The following is a 21,613-nucleotide window of genomic DNA, read 5'->3' as shown; positions in this document are numbered from 1 at the left end:
AGCATTTTCAACTTGCGTTGTCAATGACTAATTTACTGTGGTTTAGATTGAATAGTTTGAAGGTCTTACCCCTCACTTGTTCATTCAGTGTGCGTCTTTGTGGCGCTCAGTCATAGTACCATTTTTAGCGTATGCTGTCAACTTTTTGTTTTATTTGTCATTGCTTCGAGTTTTAGACTAGGGATCGCTGAAGAAATCAGAGTTTTGACATTATCCGCAGCGCGCTCAAGCTGAGTCCCTCGCCTTTTCCGGGAAGAATAAAATCAAAATGAAACTAAGTACCGCCAGAATAAACAAGCCCCAAAAAACATGTTGCAGTGCAATTGCCAATCCCGACGACATTATTTGCAATACACCCTGCGAAAGAGTCCCTCTCCTAATAGGGTCGAGTAAGACGTTGATAACATCAACGTTTAACGCCTCTCCGCTTACGCCCATTAAATAATTTGATAAAGATACGTTTAAGATACCACCTAACACTGCTGCACCCATGGCATTTCCCAAGATGTTCATAAACATATTAGAGGCGGTTACCACTCCACGCATCTCCCATTTCACGCTGTTTTGTATTCCCACAATAAAGACAGTTCTAGCAAGCCCCATCCCTAAACCAATTAATAAGGAGCCCACTCCAGCCCAGAGCCACCCTCTTTCCGGACTTAGTGTAATAAAGAATAGTGAACCCACAAGAATCCAAATTCCACCGACGACTGCGATGCGCCTGAACCCATATTTGAACATGGCCTTTGCGGCCACAGTTGCCCCAGCTATCCACCCCATCGACATAAAAGCAAGAGCAAAGCCCGAAGTAATTGGGGATTTCCCCATTACTCCTTGAATAAAAGTTGGCAAAAACGAGGAGACCCCAATAAGTACCACCCCAGTCGTCAACGTAGCCAAATTTGAGACTACTATTAAAGAATCCGACCAGATTTCTAAAGGCATAATGGGCTCTGCCGCAAGCTTTTCTTGCTTAATAAACAAATAACTTCCAACCAAAGATAACCCTAATAAAAGAAGCACCGGTGCGGAAGACCAAGGCCAAACTGTCCCTGCTTGTATAAAGACGACCATTAACGCGCTGATCGAGATGAAAATAAGTGCTGACCCGATATAATCAATTTTGTGTTCTTGTTTATGTACTGTCTCAACCATAAAAAACCAGATTCCGCAAATTGCAAACACTCCGATCGGAATATTCACCCAGAAAATCCATGACCATCGGACATATTGCACAAAAAATGCCCCTAGTCCCGGTCCAAGAATAGACGATATTCCCCAAACACTAGATATATATCCTTGGATACGAGCACGCTCTGTCATTGTAAAGATATCTCCTACAATGGTTGTGGCAATAGGCTGGACCGCTCCAGCTCCAAGACCTTGGATCAAGCGAAAAAGGATCAACATATTCATCGTCTTGGCAAAACCACAGAGCAGCGATCCAATCAGAAAGACAAGTACTCCAAAGGTAAAAACAGGCTTTCGACCATACAAATCCGCCAGCTTCCCATATATCGGAATAGTAACTGCCTGAGCCAGTAGGAATGATGAAAACACCCAACTAAACAGAGAGAAGCCGCCCAAATCCGCCACAATACTCGGTATCGCTGTTGCTACAATCGTCCCCTCTATGGCTGCCATGAACATCGCTAAGATAATGCTGACCAAGACAATTTTAGGGTTTGTTTTATTAGACATTTCTATTTTTCCTTATTCAAAATTTTATACTTTTCTATAACCGCCTGGATTGTAAACCACTCCACCTCATCTGGGAGGAGTTCTTTAATTGGACGCAATCTTTCTCCACCCACCTGGTGGATGGCGTCTAATACAAGGGGTTCCTGTTCAATCGGAATGAAATCATCCCAAGGGATTGCTTGTCCATCTAGACCGCAACGTACAAGATGTTGCTGTACCGTGAGTTCAGTAACATTACGAACTCGTGCGATATCTGCTAAGGTGTACCCTTCTTGATAGAGTATAAAAGTTTGCTGATGACTCAGTACTTTATCTGTGGAAGCCTTCGCAGAACTGCGAACTTGCGGTGAGGGCACGCTGTCTGCTGGTATGTTACGTTGCCCCAAAGTGGGATTAAAGCTCCTAATTTCCTCAATAAACGCACTCCCATATTTCTCTAGTTTCCGCTCTCCGACACCACTTATCCTAAGCATAGAATGGTGATCAGTCGGGCAGAGCTGAGCCATTTCTCGCAAGGTACTATCTGCAAATATCATATAAGGAGGTAGGTTTTCTCGGAGTGCTAATTCTCTGCGGAGCGCACGTAGACGATCAAATAGACCGACCTCTTCCACTTTTTCCCGAGAAGGCTGTGGAGAAAATTTTTGCGAAACTTTCTCTTCTCCTTTAATTACTGAAACTGCATTAGGCAGCAGTTTCACCACTGGGTACTCTCCACCTGATAATTGCAAATAGCCCTCCGCCACTAAATAACTGATACGGTCTTTGATCTCCTGTAGTGGGATATCGTGCATAATTCCATGTGTGCTCAACTCATCAAAACGCAGCTCACGAATCTTGGCTTTGCGAGATCCTTTTAATACCTCAGCCACTAAACCTATACCAAACCGTTCACGCATTCGATAAATACAAGAAAATATTTTTTGAGCCTCTAATGTAATATCTACCTTTTCACGTTCGTCATTACAATTACTACAGTTGCCACATTCTTCTTGAATATTTTCATCCCCAAAATACTCCAGAATTGTCTTACGCAAACAGCGCGGCGTATGACAGTAATCAACCATCCCCTGAAGCTTCTTGAGCTCATTCATTTTACGCTCTGGTTGAAAAATGGTCTGTTCAATCAGATATCTTTGCAAAACCACATCTTGAGGGGAAAACAACAAAAGGCACTCCCCTGGTTCTCCATCCCTCCCAGCACGTCCCGCTTCCTGGTAATAGGACTCCATATTTCTTGGCATATTATAATGAATTACAAAACGAACATTCGATTTATCGATTCCCATCCCAAACGCATTAGTAGCCACCATGACCGTCTTTTCATCAAAGAGAAAATCCTCTTGACTCTTTTTGCGCTCTTCATCATTCATCCCCGCGTGATATTTTCCTGCTTTCAAACCACTTTTTGCTAAAAAGGCCTGAAGGGCATCCACCTCTTTACGAGTCCCCGCATATATAATCCCAGATTGGTCGGCATGTAATTTGGCATAATCCAGAACAAAAACCTTTTTGTTTTCCCCTCGAAGTGTTGAAAACGTCAGATTCGGACGGTCAAAACTTGTCACAAAAACATTGGCTTTGTTTAACTCTAACAATCGAACAATATCCGACTGAACTTCCTCTGTTGCCGTCGCTGTAAAAGCCCCAATCAATGGTTGCTGAGAAAACGATTTGATAAAAGGACCCAGATGAAGATAGCTCGGTCGAAAATCATGTCCCCACTGAGAGACACAATGGGCTTCATCAATCGCCAAGAAAGAGACATGCAGCGACTCGAGAAGGGTACGGAAGCTTTCCGCCTCCAATCGTTCAGGTGCAACATACAAAAGCTTAAATTCCCCGCTTGCAGCCCGTTCAATCCGAGACCTGACTTCTTTTAAGGATAGCGAACTATTAATAAACGTTGCCGAGACCCCGTATTGTTGCAGCGCGTCTACTTGATCTTTCATCAAAGAAATCAAAGGCGAGATTACAAGTGTCGTTCCTTCAAATAACAAGGCTGGGATTTGATAAGCTAGAGATTTTCCAGCGCCTGTCGGCATGATGGCTAATGTATCCTTACCCTGGAGTAAACTTTCTATCACTTTTTGCTGGCCATCGCGGAATTGAGTATACCCGAAATACCTTTGCAGTACCTCCAAGGCCTTTTCGATCATAATATAAGAACATCTCCTTAAGTTATAAACTACAGTTATCTCCATTATAACAAAAAAAGACCGGTTAAGCTTATGCTTAACACGGTTTTACGTTTTTAATGTTCGATTCACCCCAGCCCTCTGTACCAATTAGCGGAACGAAACGCACCAACCCCAGATTTTCTTCTATCAGTTCACCTGTCAATGTTTTCTTTACTCGTATCAGTATTTGTTCACCCTTATCTCCTACTGGAATAACTAATCTACCGCCGATGGCCAATTGATTGATTAAGGAATCAGGAATTACAGGGCCTCCTGCTGTGACAAGTATGGCATCAAACGGTGCTTTTTCAGGCCATCCAAGCGTACCATCTCCCACTTGTACTGCAATATTATCATAACCCTGAGAACGAAATCGATCCTTTGCAAGATGAGCTAGTCCCTCGTGGCGTTCAATTGTGTAGATATTCATGGCCATCCGAGATAAAATTGCAGCGGAATAACCAGAACCCGTTCCAATCTCTAAAACCTTATCAATTGATTTTAATTTTAAAGCCTGTGCCATGAGCGCTACGATATACGGTTGACTGATCGTCTGCCCTGATTCGATTTCTAAGGCGGAGTCATAATAAGCATATTCTTGTTTATCTTCCATAACATATTTGTGTCGAGGGACAATAAGCATGCTATTAATGACCATCTCATCCGTAATGCCACGGCCTATTAGTTGATTTTGAACCATCCACTCACGTTCGGCCAATCGCTCTAAATCATCTTTATAACATTCTTTAATCAAATCTCTCACCCTGACTTTAAGTTTTTTATATTTTCTCCGTTTTGGTGAGTAATATTATTATATTTTAAATTTGGGCCACAAACGAGCTATACGTAGAATTTAGCAAATTGGATCACGTCTGGAAAGACAACGTCTTCGAAATACAGTATAACTACGCACAATCACTTATTTTTTGGTATAATTAGTTTCTGAGTAAAACTCACTCAACTAAGGATCAACAAAATATACCTTATTGTGCGGAAATAAGCTCTTCATAACAGGCATTGAAGTTTGCTAATTAGGGCATCTAAAGCTAGGGAAAAAGTAGCAGAATCTTTTTATATTCCTATTAAACATTTAAGTAGGGGGAGAACAGAGTGGCAGAGAAAACATTACCTTTTACCAAGGAACAACTGGAGACAATGATCGAGCAATATGGTTCACCGTTTCATATTTACGATGAATTGGCTATCCGGCAAAATGCCCGTAATTTAATAGAAGCTTTCAGTTGGGCACCCGAGTTCAAAGAGTACTTTGCAGTTAAAGCAACACCTAACCCATATATCCTTAAGGTCCTACGCGAGGAAGGCTTCGGCGCAGATTGCAGTTCAATGTCAGAACTCATTTTGGCAGAAAAAGCGGGGATTTTTGATGAGAATATAATGTTCTCTTCAAATAATACACCTGTTCACGAATATAAAAAGGCCAAGGAATTAGGGGCCATCATTAATCTCGATGATATAACTCATATCGATTATTTAGAGAAATATATCGGTATGCCTAAAATCATCTCGTTTCGCTATAATCCAGGCCGCTTACGTGACGGTGGAAACTCGATTATTGGTAAACCACACGATGCCAAGTATGGCTTAACCAAAGAGCAACTTTTCGAGGCCTATCAAATTGCCCGAGAAAAAGGAGCAGAGCGCTTTGGAATCCACACGATGATTATATCAAACGAACTTGATTCTAAATATTTTATTGAGACTGCCAGTATGATGTTTAAACTGGTAGGAGAGATTTACGAGAAGTTAGGAATCAGAATTGAATTCGTTAATTTGGGTGGGGGCATTGGCATACCTTATCGACCAGAGCAAGAACCAGTTAGTCTGGAGGCTGTAAGTAAAGGGATAAAGAACGCTTACGACAAATTGATTGTGGATAATGGTTTGGACCCTTTAAAGATCGCAATGGAGAGCGGACGGATGATCTTGGGACCCTATGGTTATTTAGTTACTAAGGTATTGCATAAGAAAGAAATATATAAGAACTATGTCGGCTTAGATGCCTGCATGGCCGACCTAATGCGTCCCGGCCTGTATGGCGCTTATCACCACTTAACGGTGATGGGGAAAGAGGATTGGCCGTGTGATTACATTTATGATGTAACAGGTGGTTTGTGTGAGAATAACGATAAATTCGCGATAGATAGAGCTTTACCCAGAATGGATATTGGTGATATCGCCGTCATCCATGATACTGGAGCACATGGTCACGCAATGGGATTCAACTATAATGGCAAATTGCGCTCAGCAGAGCTACTTCTCAAGCCCGATGGCAATATCGAACTTATTCGGCGGGCAGAGACACTGGAAGACCTTTTTGCCACCTTGGATTTTTCTGGTTTAGAAGAATAGTTAAAACAAACTACAGAACTTTGAATGATCTCGCTAATCTTATTTTGCAAGATCATTCGAAGTTCTGTAGTTTTACATGCCAGTCACTTATTTACTTGTCGTTTGTTTTGAAATGTATAACAAGGGACTGCCTCTTCATAGAAAACTAATTTCTATGAAGAGATAGCCCCTTTTCTGCGTGACCAATCATATTTCGATAGTTCTAGGCAAAGGCCCCCGATTTTTTGGCATCTTAATTTTAGAAATTGACTTAATCACTTGATAACAAGAGGTTGTAATGACAATCGCGCAGCCTCCCAGAAATCCTATAACAATGACTACCGGAATCCAAGCTAACATAAATACCGCCCCCTTCTTCCTCACCATTAGTATTTAGTATACTATATGCTTCCTTTGATTATAATCATACACTTTAAACAAAGAAAAAGAAAGTAATTACTTTCACTTTCATAATACGAAATCGCTATACCAAACTTATTTGGGTCCATATCCTCAATGATCCCTAGGTCTATTAGCAGGGTGGATTCTTAACTTCCCTGTTCGAGGTACGTAAACCACGATAGTCTCGGATGGAATTATCGCCGAGCCACCTACCCCAAAGGAAGACTTCATGGCGAAAGGGAGGTTTACTTAGTACCACGCGCGCTTCTAAAAAGGAACATTTCAAAAAATTATATCTTGACAAGCGGGCACATTACAGACTAGCATTTTACTTAACCTACATATACATAATTTTGCAGAGGTATCTTCCAATTTATCTTGGAAGATACCTCTGCAAAATAAAGAAAGCTCATATTTCATTTAGTAGAAAGGAGATTAGAAAAGTGAATATGAATAAATTAATTGGCTTGGTAATCGCAATAAGCCTAATCATGACCACATTCATTGCTCCAGCCGGGGCAGCTCCGACAAAGAACAACTACACAATTGCTTTCCAGAAACAAATTCCCGCTGACTATGCTCTAATTATTTCTAAAGCTGGAGGTGAGGTACTTAGGGTATTGCCTGAAGTTTCAGGCCTCGAGGTACAATCAGCTAATCCGTCGTTTTTAAATAATCTAAAAGCTGTTGAGGGAATCCAAGCTGCAAACCTATCGTTAGTTATTAAGTTAGATAATGAGAAAATTAACCCATTGGCGGCTAACGGTCAACCAGTTAGTGATATTCCTCAAGCGAATCAAGTCGACAGTTACTGGAAATATCAATGGGATATACAACGAATTACCCATAATGGAGATTCTTATGCCCTTGAGACTGGCGGTGTGGAAAGAGTTAACGGAACAGTAATCCACAAGGCGGTTGTCGGTATCATTGACTCTGGGATTGATTTTACCCATCCAGATCTGAAAGCTAACATTGTTGGCGGTCAAAACTTTGTACCTGCCAATGCAGACGGAGACTCAACCGAAACTGGTGATCCAAATGACTATGGGGATCGCTACGGACATGGTACGCACGTTGCGGGTTTTATTGCGTCAAATGGCAAAATGAAAGGGATTGGCCCCAATCTAGGAATCCGTGCTTATCGTATCTTCTCTGCCAGCGGCAGCTCGCCGACGCCCTGGATTATATCGGCTATTCTACAAGCGGCTAAAGACAAAGTCGATGTCATAAATATGTCCATTGGTGGATTTGATACTATCTCTCGTTATACATACCTGGATGACAAAAATGCTTATAGTGACGTTGCCGATGCACTTTTATACAGACGGGCCATTAAATACGCCGTAGATCATAATGTCACCATCGTCACTGCTGCGGGGAATGAGTCTCTTAACTTAAATAATCCGACCACAATCACAAGTTACTTGAACCAAGTGTACGGAGATTCAGGACTTCAATTTAAAGGCGCATCTCGCGAAATACCGGGACAAACCCCGGGAGTTATTACCGTATCCTCTTCTAACGAATGGTCTAAAGATAAAATTGCTTTCTACTCTAATTATGGATCCCGCTCCATCGATGTGGCCGCCCCCGGCGGTGACTTTGGACCAATCTATGACCAAACCGGTGATCTCAACTTACTGGACCTCCATTACAATACGTTTAGCACCTATCCGACTTATATGGAGCCCTATATCACTTCGAACCTTCGGGGCTATGCTCTGATGCAAGGTAGCTCAATGGCATCACCGAAAGTTGCAGGGATTGCAGGAGTCATTAAAGCTTATAATCCGGGATTGACCCCAGCTCAAGTGGCTGCATTGATTCGACAGACAGCGGTCGACTTAGGTAAACCTGGAACCGATGCGCTCTTTGGCGCGGGAGAGGCCAATACTTATTACGCATTAACTGGAATGAAGAAATAAATACATTGTCGCCCCCCTATAATGGTTCGGTAATATACGAGGAGCACCAGTCCCTTACGGAATTTTAATGACGCGACCAGCTAAGTGTTTGTCGTGGGTAACAATGACGAAAGCAACGCCATACTCCTTATTCACTTGTTCAAAGATGTTATATACATCTTCGGAACTATGTAAATCTAGGTTTCCCGTCGGCTCATCAGCCAAGATAATCTTAGGGTTATTGATCAGCGACCTGGCAATCGCTACGCGTTGCTGTTGACCTCCGGATAGATCAAGAACATTGGATCGGCGATACTTATATAGCCCTAACATATCTAATAAGTGATTCGCCCTTTCCTTTACTTCAAATTGGTTGTTTCTTTGTATTTGACTTGGCATGAGAACATTGTCAAATACATTGAACTCCTGTAATAAAAAATGAAATTGAAAGATAAACCCTATAGCCTGATTCCGTAATTTAGCTAATTTACGCTGCGTCATATTTTTAGTATTCGCTCCATCGATGATGACTTCCCCACTGGTGGGCCTATCGAGAGTGCCCATGATATTTAAAAGCGTCGTTTTACCACTTCCAGAGGCTCCGACAACCGAGTTAATGCTGTGTTCCTCAATTTCTAAATTTATATCGTGAAGAATCTGCGACTTTACCCGAGTCCCATAAGTTTTGTTAACACCTATCAATTCAATGACATTATGCATTTTTAATTACCTCAATTGGGTTTAATTTAATACACCTGAGCGCAGGGAAAATGGCAGTTGACATTGAAACCACAAAGAAAATAAGGATAGATAGCCCGATGAACCTATAATCCATTGTAACCTTAACCACAGGTAATCCTTGAGCAGTCACAATGTATTGATTGAATCCTCTGAGAAAGACGACAAGGAAACCAAGACTAAGCGCGATTCCTATGAGACTAAGCAATAACGCTTGATACAAGAAGACAAGACTTGCCGAAAAATCCGTAAGCCCCATGGCCTTTAAAATACCAACCTGTTTAGATTTCTGGAAAACGTTAATTGTCAATATATTGACAATACTTATAATGGTCGCCAGCATTATGAAAAATTGGATGACAAGGGTGACTAATTTTTGGCCAACGATAGCACTGACTAATAACTGATTTTGGTCTTTCCAATTGGAAAGATATAACGCTTCCCCTTCCCTTGACAGGGCGCTACTAATTTTGACACTGACAACATCTGCTTGAAACGGGTCGTCAATCGCTAATTCAATCTCAGTCACTTTATTCCCAAAACCAATGAAGTTTTGCGCGGTAGTCAAATTCGTAATCACCCACGCATTATTAATCTTAGCAACTCCAAAATCATACAAGCCAACAATTTTTATAGTGACAGTTTGTCTCGTTTGTCTACCAAGTGTCAAGATACTGACCTCATCCCCGACCTTAACACCTAATCGCTCCGCTAATTCTTTGCCTAGTAAAGCCTCATTATCGTTAACGGATGAACTTCCTTCGTAAATTGCCGCTGTAATGTTATACAGACGCTCGGTGTCTGAGATATTGAACCCCCGTACAAGTATAGGGATTGTCATATTCTCAAGTTTTATCCACGCTTGGTTATTAACATTTGGGGATACCGCTTTAACCTCCGGGAAATTGCTTCTGATCTGGTCCGCTTCCTTTTGCCAGTCACTAAATCCTCCACTTTTGGAGTACACGGAAATATGGGGACTATAAGCTAGAACTTTATTGACTAATGTCTTTTCAAGTCCTTGACTGACTAGACCGATAAAAATCTGAACAGAAACTCCTATGGCTATGCCGAAAATAACTAAAAGTGTTTGTAATTTTTTACTAAGCAGAAACCGCCAGGCGATTTTAAAAGGTAACAGCACAACAATTTAAGTCCTCTCTTAGTTGTATTGCTTAATGGTCGATCGACAAATTCAGGTAGTACCCGCCCCCTACCAAGTGGGGCGAGCGAGCACCGAAGGTAGTAGGCTCCTCAGCTTATCAGTTCTGTTTTCTGAACCAAATCACGCAAGAAAGTAATAAGATCCTCCGAAAGATCTCCTCGACGCAAGGCGAATTCGATCGTTGCTTCCACAAACCCTAACTTGTCTCCAACGTCATATCTCCGCCCTTCGAATTCATAAGCAAGGATTTCCTGAGACCGCCCAAGTTCCTTAATGCCATCGGTGAGCTGAATCTCCCCTCCTTTACCTGCTGGAAGGACACTTAAGATATCGAAGATTTCCGGATTCAAAATATACCGACCCATTATGGCTAAATGAGTTTCCGGGGCATCTTCTGGACTAGGTTTCTCCACCATATCCTTGGCACGATAAAGCCGATCCGCAAACTTTTCACCATCCACGATCCCGTATTTGGACGTATCCGATAGGGGAACTTCTTGTACCCCGACTATACTTGCACCATAACGCTCGTATTGATTTATCATTTGACGTAAAGCAGGCACTTCAGAATGAATAATGTCATCCCCTAAAAGGACTGCAAAGGGTTCATTACCAATAAACTTGCGGGCGCTATAGATAGCATGCCCCAAGCCCAACGCCTCTTTTTGCCGAACGTAATAAATATCGGCCATCTGAGCGACATCCTGCACCAAATCCAACAGTTCCCCTTTTTGATTTTTTTCTAAAAAGACCTCAAGCTCCATGGAACGATCAAAATGGTCTTCTATGGCCCGCTTATTCCGCCCTGTCACAATAATAATATCTTCGATTCCGGCTTTAATAGCCTCTTCAACAATATATTGAATAGTTGGTTTATCCACGATAGGCAACATCTCTTTTGGTTGAGCCTTGGTTGCTGGCAAAAAACGGGTTCCCAATCCTGCCGCTGGAATTATTGCTTTACGAATTTTACGCATATTCTTCGCTCTCCTTTTAACAACCCTCGACTTTATGAGTGAGTATTTCAATAAAATCTACCAAACCTAATTCTATTGCCCTCTTCTCATCCTCTTAATTAACTGCTTAACCTGCTGTAGCACCAGCATCTTAATCCTAAACACCACAAGCTGTTTCTTATTTGAGTTGTAGTACTCCTCAGCTACAGCTTGATATCCACCCTCACGCCAGGTTTTAAGTATTGCTTCTCTCTTATAGCTCTTAGCAGTTGCTTGCCTTAACTGTCCGTTCTGCTCGCTGGCTTGTTCAAATGTGGATGGAGTTAAGTCGAGGTAATTTCCGATCTTTTCAAGCAACTCTATTCCCTTCGTACTATTCACCAATAAAACTGATACGCCGTTTCGCGTTTCGATTTCAGGGTGGGCCTTCTCTATGCCCCAATAGTCGCCCATCGTAAAATCGCCCTGTCTGTTACCATTGGCATACTTGCACTCGTAGCAGTTTTCGCGGTAGATGTCGCCTTTCAAGAAGTAGCTATAATAATAAGAATTAATGGGTGGTATGAATCTTTCCCGTACTACACCGGTCTTTTCATAAACCACCTTTCCCATCAACCCCCAGCCTTCTGATTTATCTCTGAACTTTAGGTCTATGACTTTACCCTTCAGATTATCTTCTAGATGTTTGATATATCCTTTAAAAAACGCTGTGCTCGGAACGCCATGGCAAATTATATCGGCTGTAATAAGGTTCTTGTAATTCTTACCAAGATAAGATATCAATCCAGCAATCTGACAGGGAGTGCCTGTATAAAGAACTCCTATGCCCTGTTCAAGGTACTGCTTGACATCGGCGTACGTGGTATTGATATTGCTCTGTACATACTTGGAACCTTGGAGCTTTATAATATTGGTCGGATTATCAACACAGATATGCTCAGGCTCCATATCGTTATTAAAGGCACATCCGAAAACCACGCCGTTCTTCTCAAATATTATTGAAGCAAGGGATGCAAATATCCCTCCTGAAGCGCTGGCTGCGAGAACGGATTGATTTCTATTGACAGCGGCATATGTAGCGAGTGGCTCATTAGCATTTACCGGCACATTTTGAAAAGCACAGACCTTTCTGCACAGTCCGCATTCCACACATAACTCATCGTTGACAGCAGGATATACAAACCCATCCTCGTCAGGCTGCATTGTGATGGATTGCTTCGGACAGATGCTCATACAAGCGGTACATCCGCAGCACTCCTTTTTATCGGTATATATAGCAATCATGTCTTGCGCCTCCTTTCGCTTTTCCTCTCAAATTCCGTCCTTATCAAGTGATTCTCCTTATTTCTGTTGCATTCTCTTCCTGCCCAATATAAAGGGCAGATAGTTATTGATGATATAGCAAACCGGCACCATAAGTACACACGTTAACCCCACACACAAAATAGGCTGTATGTATGAAATCAACAATTCATTCTCCGTAACAACTCTCAAAATGCGGGATAATATCATATTCAGTACAACATAAAACACAGTTGCATGTAATGCATAATAAGTAAGACTATTCCTCCCGATATATCCGGCGAATCTAGGGTTCGGTAACTTTCGAATCACAATAATACTTGCCAGTACGCCGCTCAATGATACAATAATGAACACTATTGGATTTCCAAGTTCGCTGTAATATAAATCAACTCTGGTGCCGATTAACAGATAATTTATGTAAGTGCAGATAAGGCTTACACCTAAGGCAAGTAGCAAAATTCTATATTTAATGAGTCTTGCAATTCTACTTTCATATCTTTTAGCGTGATAACCCATTCCGACAAAAAAGGTAGCCACTAAACCTGCATCAACGTGCCAAGGAAGTGGAACCCTGACAATTTTCATGTAGAACCATCCACTTATAAATGAAGCTACTAACAATAATAATGATTTTGTGTCATTGTTCTTCGACGATCTCAGAACCCAATAGAGCAGAATCTCCGATATAAATAGTAGTGTTAAAAACCAGCACACTCCTGATAGTTCTGTAGACCTCATCTGGACGAACATTCCGATAAATTGGTTAATAATGTTTAAATAGTTATACTCGCCCACCGCCCGTAATTTTATAAATCCAACTAGAGCATTAAACAGGAGTATTATCAATGAAAAAGAAAAATACGGTATAAGCAGTGTCCTGGCCTTAGCCTTAATCAGCTCAAACGTATTATCAAACTTGTTCGGATTAAACAAGTAGCCCGAAACGAAGAAGAATAACGGTAGATGGAAGGAATAAACCCATATATTAGTTGGCCCCGGCAAGTTCGTATGTCCTATCATCACCAATAGGATCCCCCAGCCTTTTGCATTATCAAGCCATTGTATTCGCTCTTGCATATAGTCCTCTAGCCCCTCTTCATATGTTCACCCTAATATTTTCCTTTAGGTATTTGATGGACTTTTCTGTCTCCATGCTGATGATACGATTAACTCTCTCAAAATTTATTGACCTCTGTAAAATTTCCTCAAGCTTGTCCATATCCCGAACTTCTCTATCTTCAACCGAAAATCTCTGTAACAAATCTCTAAGTTTTTGCTTATTGCTTTCTCTTATGATAGTCGCAAACGGTCTGTTATATTTGATGGAGTAGATGCTCCCATGGAAAGTATCGGTTATAACATAGTCTGCACCCTTCACATATGCTAAAAGTTCAAACGGATCAGCTTCAATTTTTACGTCTGTCCACTTTTGATGCGCTCCCACGGAAACAAGCTTTTTGTTGTACTTTTTTGCAAATCGCTTAATTGCCTTTATCTCGACCTCAGAGTTGATTCGACTCCCATAAGCATATATCAATATATAATTGTTGAGCTCGCTCTGCGGCGGAATCAATTGATCAAAATTAGAAATAATTACTGGGTCAACATTTATGACGGGAGGTATGCCTGTCAGCTCTTTAACTACCTCAAATGAATTATTATCTCTCACGGATATACTAGAGAATGCCCTAAGTAGCTCTCCCACCTCAGAGTTTATACCATAGTTCTTAAGTCCCTTAACCGTCGAATATCCACAGCTGGCAGCATAACTAATTACCTTGCTGGCGTTATTGTCTTTGCCAAATAACTCCTTCGAATACCCTACATTAGGGTTTGACTGCAGACAATTAAAGACCTCATCACTACCAATCACCAAGACATCTACTATAGTTCTGTATTTTCTTCTTTCGCTTAAACCAAGCATAGCGAAATAGTTCATATCGAAGAGGCTAGAGAATGTTTTCTTCTTAAAGATTACTCGCCTTATCATATGATAGACTTCTCTCGCACTTCTATTTATAACGCCTTTGTCATTGTCAGTAGGAACAATGGGTTTCTCGATCTTATAATCTACAAATTCAACTTCATGTCCTAGATTTTCAAGGGTCATCTTTAGTCCGTATGCTTGAAGAAAAGAGCCGTAATTCTTTATTCGATGCATAGACATGATTCCAACTTTCATCAGTTCAACGCTCCTTTAAACTTAGTAACCTCATCAAGAGGATACTAAAAATGGCCGTACCTAATCAGCTCTTCTTAAACAACTTTATTGTTTCCTTAATCTCATCTCGGTCTGTCAGCAACAGGAGCCCACCATATAGTGCTGTGCACATAACAATTGAGATGAAACTCCAAATAACAGACGAGGAAATTTGTTGCAATCCAACTGCAACCAACCCCATCAACAATGTGCAACCTAGAGGTTTTGCCACATTAGCTAGCATCTCCTTAACAGAAAACCCCATAAAGACACGCATAAAAACAAACCCTGCGATTGTACCCTGGAATCTGATTAGTGATCTGGCGTAAACTAGAGGCCAAAATCCATAGCTTATACTTATCAAACAGGTAGGGATAAGAAACATAAGATGTATCATCTGATAAATAAACGATAGCTTTGGTTTTCCTTTTGACCTATACACCTCACCATTAAAATTTGAAAATATAATTCCGAAGGCTGCTACTAAAGCCCAAATGCCAATAATATCACTTGCCTCAGTCCATTGACTCCCAAGCATTATATACGTCGCCAGGTCGCTGTAAAGGAATATTCCAAATCCCATTGGCAAAACTAGATAGGAGACAAACCTCTGAGTTTTGTAATACATTGCTTGGAACTTAACCTCATCGTTTTGTAAACGCGATAACACAGAAAACAAAATAGGAATTATCGAAGCGGTAACAATAGCCATAAAGGCATTAACCATATTAAGAGAATTTTTATATAACCCCAGGTAGTATACATTAAAAGCATTTCCGATGATTAATGCATCCACCCATAGTGTAAACCAAACAGAGACTGCTTCTAAAAGCGACCAAAAACTGAATGAAAACATTTCCTTTAGTAATGCAAAATTGTAGTATAACATTGGTTTCCAATTTGATTTAGCTGTCAATATTATAGCGTTTGAAAGGATTCCACAAGTTGTTCCGATTATTAAAGACCAATACCCAAAGCCGATAATAGCCAGGGGAACAGTAACAATAAGCGGTATTAAGGACGCCATAATCCTGACCATAAACAGGGTTTTGAAATTAAACGCCCTTCGATATAACGCCATCTGAATACTTGAAAATGAAGTCAACGGTATTTGAACACAAGCAATCGCTAATGCCAATCCAAGGTCTGGATTACCAACTGCACTAGCGATTGGATTGCGAAATATTATAATGAGACCCCAAAGAACAAGGGCAATGGTTAAGTTTGATATAAATGCTACGTTCGTATTCTTGTTTCTATCATCAAGATCTGTAAACTCGTGCTGCACCAAATATTTCTGAAAACCTGCGTCCGAAAATATTTCGGCGAAACTAATAACCATTATAATTGTTGTTACTACACCAAATGCTTCTGGAGCTAAAAGTCTTGCAAGTATCATGTTGGTTATTGGCACAATTATTTTTGATGAAACTTCTGTGATTATGGACCATTTCGCGGCATTGCCTACTTTTCGGGATAACTCATTACTGTTCAAATTCATCCACCTATATCATATTTTTGGCTATGTTGTTTATTGATGTTGTGCATGAGCTCATGATTCCTTCCCCTTATCCGGATATAAAGCATATCCAATCAAGATAAAGTTAAATGCTGCAATTTTAAATATTTCCTGAAACTCAACAACCATACTAGTAGCAAGCCATATTAAAACAAGGATTGCTGCTAGTTGTTTAAACTCGTTATTTGCCATTTTCACCATTGATTTATGGATGCTAATAATTGTCCCTAAAAAGACTAGAATTCCTACAATTCCGGCAGACACAAAGACCTTTAAATATATATTGTCATAAAACCCCCAGCTTCTTGCTGTATGGTAGCCTACACCAAATATACTAACAAAGATATCGGAATACGATGCATGATCATACATCTCAGAAATTAGCATTTGCCAAACTTCAAATCTTGTATCAAGAGCAACAAGACTTATATCTCTGCTTATTTCTGCCTGTATCATGTTTAACAACCATATTGCTGGAAAAATCGATATAATTAGCATTATCAGCTTACTTTTACTGCGATTTGTGAGTTTCCAATATATAATCACACCTATGGTAACGACTAATAATATTGCCGCTGTTCTTGATTGTGAATTTATAACAATGTAGGTAGTTACTGAGATACATAAAGCATTCAATATATTTCTAATTAATTTTTTGCTATAAGTATTAGAGAGAATAAGGATCGCACTATTCAAAGCAATTACAAAAATACCCAATGAATTTGGATTCCCAATAGTCCCTATACCCCTCTGACCTGTTGAGTAAATAAAACTTGCTAAAAGGCGATCCGCTGAATTATTAGCTCGATATATATTATAAGACAGTGCCCTGAATTCTGAATTATTTATCTGCAAAAATACCACAACAAATTCCATTAAGAGTAAAAACAACAAAATCCCTAATAATGATTTGACTTTAATTTTACTTCTTAACAGTCCTCCCACAATCATCGCTAAAAAGGGGAAGAAAAGCCGCATTGATGATATAAAAACGTTAATTATTCCTTCGCTATAAATTGAAGAGAAGAGGAAACTTGATATCATCATATAATTGGCAAAAAACAAGAAACTATAAGCCGGTTTAATCACCGGTATTTTTGCTATTGCATATACCGCAATTATTCCTAATAATAGGTGAGGTAAATAACTTAGACCGCCACTTGGCGAATTTGGGTATATTAATATAGTACTGAGTAGGAGGAGCACCAGCATTTTTCGTTCGTGCGGTATTAACTTCATATTAGGATAACTTGTCATATTGTTTTCACTTCTTATAGGCTCAGCCAAAACCTTATTCCCCTTGTCTATGTATAATATTCATAAAATAGAAAGCAAATCTAAATCCAAATAATACACTAAAAAACAAAAACACCTGATGTCGTAATGCTCTTGTGTATTTGAATACTTCACGATTATGCTCTAGTAAATTTCTTATCTTTGTTTTATCTTGCTTATCCATATACTTGTACTTATTTAGAGCAGCATATAAAGAATAAATTAGTCTTTGAAATATTGTTTTTCTTAAATCAGCATCAAGTTTCATGTAGTCATCATCGCCTATATTCTTTGCAACTAATTCAATAACATCTAAAACCCGCTTTACATTCGGCGTATTTGTTATTGATCCAACTCGACGCATACGATGAGCATACCAGTAATATCCCAAACACGAAAAACTCGAAGCATATAAGAAAAGCCTCGCGCTCCAATCTAAATCTTCGTGCAAATAACCACATGCAAATTTTAAATTATATTTATATATAAAATCTCTATTGACAACATATCGTTGTGCTGGCCATGTATTTTGAGAATCCTTAAATATCCATTCAATCACTTCAGCCTTTTTGCCAGATAACAATTTATCTATTGGCATATTCTTATCCATATATTTGGTTTGCCCATCGATATATACTTGCATAAGCCGAGTTATAAGCACATCAACAGCTTCATATTTAGAGAGTTCTTCTCGGAATATCTGTAGAGACTCTGGAGAAATATAATCATCACTATCCACAAATATCAGGTATTGACCTTTGGCCACTCCTATTCCGACATTTCTGGCATCAGAGAGCCCTCCATTTTCTTTATGAATTACACGAACTCTATCTCTATTTGATGATTCATATTCATCGCATATTATTCCTGAATTATCAGTAGATCCATCATCAATTAGTATCATTTCGTAATCATTAAACGACTGCAATAAAATACTCTCAATACACTCCTTTAAAAAAACATCAACATTATAAACAGGAACAATTATACTGAAAAACGGCATGCTTTACTCCCTTCCATTCGCATGAATTTAGAGAACTATCCATATTAAAGCTTGAAAAACTCTTACAGAACTCATCTGATCAACATCTTTCCATGTGATGAACATGCTAACCTTACAAAAGTTGTAAGACTCCCATTGGCAGGGTATTGATCTATCTTAAAACGATACTTTTATAAATATCGAAATAGACAGGCGCAATACTCTTCCAATCAAAGGTATCACTCAATACCCTACATCTCTCAGACATGCCTTGGTAATCACTGTAAATATCAATAATTCTCCGGGCGATTTCTTCTGCGTTAAAACAATCAACATGATAACCGACTAGTCCCTCCTCAAACTGCCCATCAAATCCTTGTCCTTTTGTATAAATAACTGGAAGACCTTGGCTCATCGCTTCTGCATATACCAAACCAAAAGATTCTTTAATTGATGGCATTATAAAGATGTCCTCTTTACAGTAGATCTCTATGAGTTCCTCCTTGGGCTTTGGCTCTATATACTTTACAAACGGCAATGAAATAATTTGCTGATGAATGCTCTTATCGGCAATTCTACCTATTACTGTAAATTGAACATCATAACCTTTTTTCTGAAGCAGGCCTATCGCCTTGACCGTGGTCTTAAGGTTCTTATTTTTGTTAATTACTCCAGCATAAACCAGTCTTAAATTGTTATGACCAGAACTGGCTCTCGATGTTCCTAAGTTTTTGAGCCAAAAATCATCTATTCCGTTTGGAATAATTTCTGTTTTATTAAGGATCTCTTTTTTCAACTTAGTTGGAACGTATCTTTCAATAACAAAATCTCTATAGGGCTTTGATAGAAAGATTACTTTCTCTGCCTCATTTAATATGTCAACACCAAGCTTTCTTAAATGAATCATGTACTTAAAGAAAGTATTAACGTCGGTATTCCTTACTGCGACAATATATCGCAAACCATAAATCTTCTTTAACCTTAGGGCAATATAACCATTGGAAAACAGCGAGTGAGCATGTACAATATCGAATTCTTTCATTTCAAACTTCTTAATAATATCCTTATATATTTTCCTATGCTTTATATGGAAGAGCACTCTGTCATATTTACCATGATTCGGGCTTGTAGTAGTGTACTCTCCAAGGTTAAGGGTTGATGAAGGTGTACCCTTAGCCATGGGGACATACACCGAAATATCAAGGCCACTATCTTGCTGCTTATCAAATAAATTCTTATAAAAACAGCTTCCATTATAATATGAATTAATATGTAAAATCTTCATGCCCTATATCTCCTTGTTCTACACCCTCCAATAGCTATAAGCCGACTTCTCCGTTTGAGCCTAATCTAAAATTCTTAGGATTAATGTGAATTTTTTCATTAGCATCTGCTGTATCGACCTATGAATCTACACTTTTGGCTCAATGCCATATCCATTAAGACCAGCTATTCTCAACTATTATAATTACACTTGGAGATATTTAGGGTAATAGCAACTCTATCTTTTACTTTTCGCTTTTGGGAGTATATTAGTGGTTGAGTATTAATCCGTCTCTTATAGCAAAATAATACGCTCTCTATTCTTTACATTTTTGGTGGCATTCTTGGTATCAAAAATCCACTTTGAATTTGTAGCTATAAAATCATAATCTACATTAGTGTGAGCTGTCGTAATTACAACCAAGTCGTAACCTTTTAACATTTCAGCATCCGTACTTTCCAACCCGCAGAATTTTTGTCCTTGATATTTATACTCAATAATGAAAGGGTCATAGAAATCAACCAAAGCACCAGCGTTTTTGAGAATATCAATAACTTTTAGCGCAGGACTTTCTCTATAATCGTCAATATCTTGCTTATAAGCTACACCAAGCATAAGAATCTTGGAACCGTTAAGTGCTTTCTTATCTCTATTGAGAATCTCACTGGCTCTTTCAACACAATACTCTGGCATACGGTCATTAATCATCATGGAGGATTCAATCATTGATGTATGAAAGCCATACTCTCTAGCTTTCCACGACAGATAATAAGGGTCGAGAGGAATACAGTGCCCGCCTAGACCAGGACCGGGATAAAAGGCTTGAAAACCGTATGGTTTTGATTTAGCCGCCTCAATTACTTCCCAGAAATTAATATTCATCTTGTTGCAAAGCATGGCAAGCTCATTTACAAGTCCGATATTTATATTACGATATGTGTTTTCGAGGATCTTTTCCATTTCTGCGATAGCTGGGCTAGATACGGTAAATACTTCACCTTCCAGTACTGCACTATACATTGCAGCAATAACTTCTGTAGCATCCTCGCCGATAGCGCCTACAACTTTAGGTGTGTTTTTAGTCTTATATATCAGATTACCGGGGTCAACACGTTCTGGAGAAAATCCAAGATAAAAATCTACACCGCATTTCAGTCCTGAGCCTTCCTCAAGTATTGGTTTGATAAGTTCTTCTGTCGTGCCAGGATATGTTGTAGATTCTAATACCACCATAGTTTCTCTTTTAAGATATTTAGCGACTTCTTCCGTGGAAGCTCTTACATAGCTGATATCAGGTTGCTGATGGTCATCAAGCGGTGTGGGAACACAGATTGCAATAAAGTCTACGTCTTTGACGAAGCTGAAATCAGTTGTCGCTGAGAGCATGCCGCTCTTGACTAAATCTTTAAGGTCGTTATCAACCACGTCTCCGATATAATTGTCCCCTAAATTGACCATATCAACCTTTTGAGATTGGATGTCAAAACCAATTGTTTTAAATCCAGTCTTCGCTTTTTCAACGGCAAGAGGGAGACCAACATAACCTAGACCAATTACGCCCACTGTTATTTGTTTATTTTCAATTTTTTTCAAGAGTGTTTGTTTCACTTGCTTTATTCCTCAATTCTTTAAAATCACTTATTGGTGTGACATCATTAAATCAAAAACAT

The 21,613-nt window shown here is 39.6% G+C and carries 17 protein-coding genes; 2 read left to right on the top strand and 15 right to left on the bottom strand.

All coding sequences use genetic code 11. The features are described from left to right. Positions 1-225: 225 nt before the first annotated feature. The 3 genes from E4K67_RS28505 to E4K67_RS28495 form a co-directional block, all read right to left on the bottom strand. Complete coding sequence (locus E4K67_RS28505) at positions 226-1,701, bottom strand: MDR family MFS transporter (RefSeq protein WP_199242681.1); 1,476 nt, start codon at positions 1,699-1,701, stop codon at positions 226-228. 2 nt (positions 1,702-1,703) lie between these two features. Further along, positions 1,704-3,860 (bottom strand): DNA helicase RecQ, encoded by a 2,157-nt coding sequence (recQ, locus tag E4K67_RS28500; RefSeq protein ID WP_135552953.1) that lies wholly within the window; start codon positions 3,858-3,860, stop codon positions 1,704-1,706. A 76-nt stretch (positions 3,861-3,936) separates the two neighbouring features. Continuing rightward, on the bottom strand, positions 3,937-4,635 hold the full coding sequence (locus tag E4K67_RS28495) for a protein-L-isoaspartate(D-aspartate) O-methyltransferase (protein WP_338031927.1): 699 nt from the start codon (positions 4,633-4,635) through the stop codon (positions 3,937-3,939). A 356-nt stretch (positions 4,636-4,991) separates the two neighbouring features. Between E4K67_RS28495 and lysA the strand changes: the two genes are divergently transcribed. After that, positions 4,992-6,251, top strand: a complete 1,260-nt coding sequence (lysA, locus tag E4K67_RS28490; protein ID WP_135552951.1) for a diaminopimelate decarboxylase — start codon at positions 4,992-4,994, stop codon at positions 6,249-6,251. A gap of 186 nt (positions 6,252-6,437) precedes the next feature. On the opposite strand, the gene E4K67_RS30350 is transcribed toward lysA, so the two are convergent. Then, positions 6,438-6,590, bottom strand: a complete 153-nt coding sequence (locus E4K67_RS30350; RefSeq protein ID WP_199242680.1) for a hypothetical protein — start codon at positions 6,588-6,590, stop codon at positions 6,438-6,440. A gap of 491 nt (positions 6,591-7,081) precedes the next feature. Between E4K67_RS30350 and E4K67_RS28485 the strand changes: the two genes are divergently transcribed. After that, complete coding sequence (locus E4K67_RS28485; RefSeq protein WP_135552963.1) at positions 7,082-8,560, top strand: S8 family serine peptidase; 1,479 nt, start codon at positions 7,082-7,084, stop codon at positions 8,558-8,560. A 54-nt stretch (positions 8,561-8,614) separates the two neighbouring features. On the opposite strand, the gene E4K67_RS28480 is transcribed toward E4K67_RS28485, so the two are convergent. The 11 genes from E4K67_RS28480 to E4K67_RS28430 all read right to left on the bottom strand — a co-directional run bounded on the left by E4K67_RS28480 (position 8,615) and on the right by E4K67_RS28430 (position 21,551). Beyond that, the gene (locus E4K67_RS28480) at positions 8,615-9,259 is read right to left on the bottom strand and encodes an ABC transporter ATP-binding protein (RefSeq protein WP_135552950.1); all 645 of its coding nucleotides are present in this window, start codon (positions 9,257-9,259) and stop codon (positions 8,615-8,617) included. Next, on the bottom strand, positions 9,252-10,421 hold the full coding sequence (locus E4K67_RS28475) for an ABC transporter permease (RefSeq protein ID WP_135552948.1): 1,170 nt from the start codon (positions 10,419-10,421) through the stop codon (positions 9,252-9,254). The genes E4K67_RS28480 and E4K67_RS28475 overlap by 8 nt, the downstream gene beginning before the upstream one ends. A 110-nt stretch (positions 10,422-10,531) precedes the next feature. Continuing rightward, positions 10,532-11,419 (bottom strand): UTP--glucose-1-phosphate uridylyltransferase GalU, encoded by an 888-nt coding sequence (gene galU / locus E4K67_RS28470; RefSeq protein ID WP_135552946.1) that lies wholly within the window; start codon positions 11,417-11,419, stop codon positions 10,532-10,534. 72 nt (positions 11,420-11,491) lie between these two features. Then, positions 11,492-12,682 (bottom strand): Coenzyme F420 hydrogenase/dehydrogenase, beta subunit C-terminal domain, encoded by a 1,191-nt coding sequence (locus E4K67_RS28465; protein WP_135552944.1) that lies wholly within the window; start codon positions 12,680-12,682, stop codon positions 11,492-11,494. Between the two features lie 57 nt (positions 12,683-12,739). Continuing rightward, a complete protein-coding gene (locus E4K67_RS28460) occupies positions 12,740-13,780 on the bottom strand; it encodes an acyltransferase family protein (protein ID WP_135552942.1) in 1,041 nt (346 codons plus the stop codon). A 19-nt stretch (positions 13,781-13,799) separates the two neighbouring features. Further along, a complete protein-coding gene (locus tag E4K67_RS28455; protein WP_135552940.1) occupies positions 13,800-14,885 on the bottom strand; it encodes a polysaccharide pyruvyl transferase family protein in 1,086 nt (361 codons plus the stop codon). Positions 14,886-14,949: 64 nt separating this feature from the next. Then, positions 14,950-16,398, bottom strand: a complete 1,449-nt coding sequence (locus E4K67_RS28450) for a lipopolysaccharide biosynthesis protein (protein WP_199242679.1) — start codon at positions 16,396-16,398, stop codon at positions 14,950-14,952. 57 nt (positions 16,399-16,455) lie between these two features. After that, positions 16,456-17,709, bottom strand: coding sequence for an O-antigen ligase family protein (locus tag E4K67_RS28445; RefSeq protein WP_135552936.1), 1,254 nt, complete (start codon positions 17,707-17,709; stop codon positions 16,456-16,458). Between the two features lie 4 nt (positions 17,710-17,713). Next, a complete protein-coding gene (locus E4K67_RS28440) occupies positions 17,714-18,700 on the bottom strand; it encodes a glycosyltransferase (RefSeq protein ID WP_135552934.1) in 987 nt (328 codons plus the stop codon). A 151-nt stretch (positions 18,701-18,851) separates the two neighbouring features. After that, a complete protein-coding gene (locus E4K67_RS28435; protein ID WP_135552932.1) occupies positions 18,852-19,964 on the bottom strand; it encodes a glycosyltransferase family 4 protein in 1,113 nt (370 codons plus the stop codon). Positions 19,965-20,237: 273 nt separating this feature from the next. Then, positions 20,238-21,551 carry a nucleotide sugar dehydrogenase gene (locus tag E4K67_RS28430; RefSeq protein ID WP_135552930.1) on the bottom strand — a complete coding sequence of 438 codons (1,314 nt, stop codon included), beginning with the start codon at positions 21,549-21,551 and terminating at the stop codon, positions 20,238-20,240. Between the last annotated feature and the right edge of the window lie 62 nt (positions 21,552-21,613).

The sequence above is a fragment of the Desulfosporosinus fructosivorans genome (assembly GCF_004766045.1).
GTDB lineage: Bacteria > Bacillota > Desulfitobacteriia > Desulfitobacteriales > Desulfitobacteriaceae > Desulfosporosinus > Desulfosporosinus fructosivorans.
Note: the sequence above shows the minus strand (reverse complement) of the source record. Positions and strands in the feature narration are given on the sequence as shown.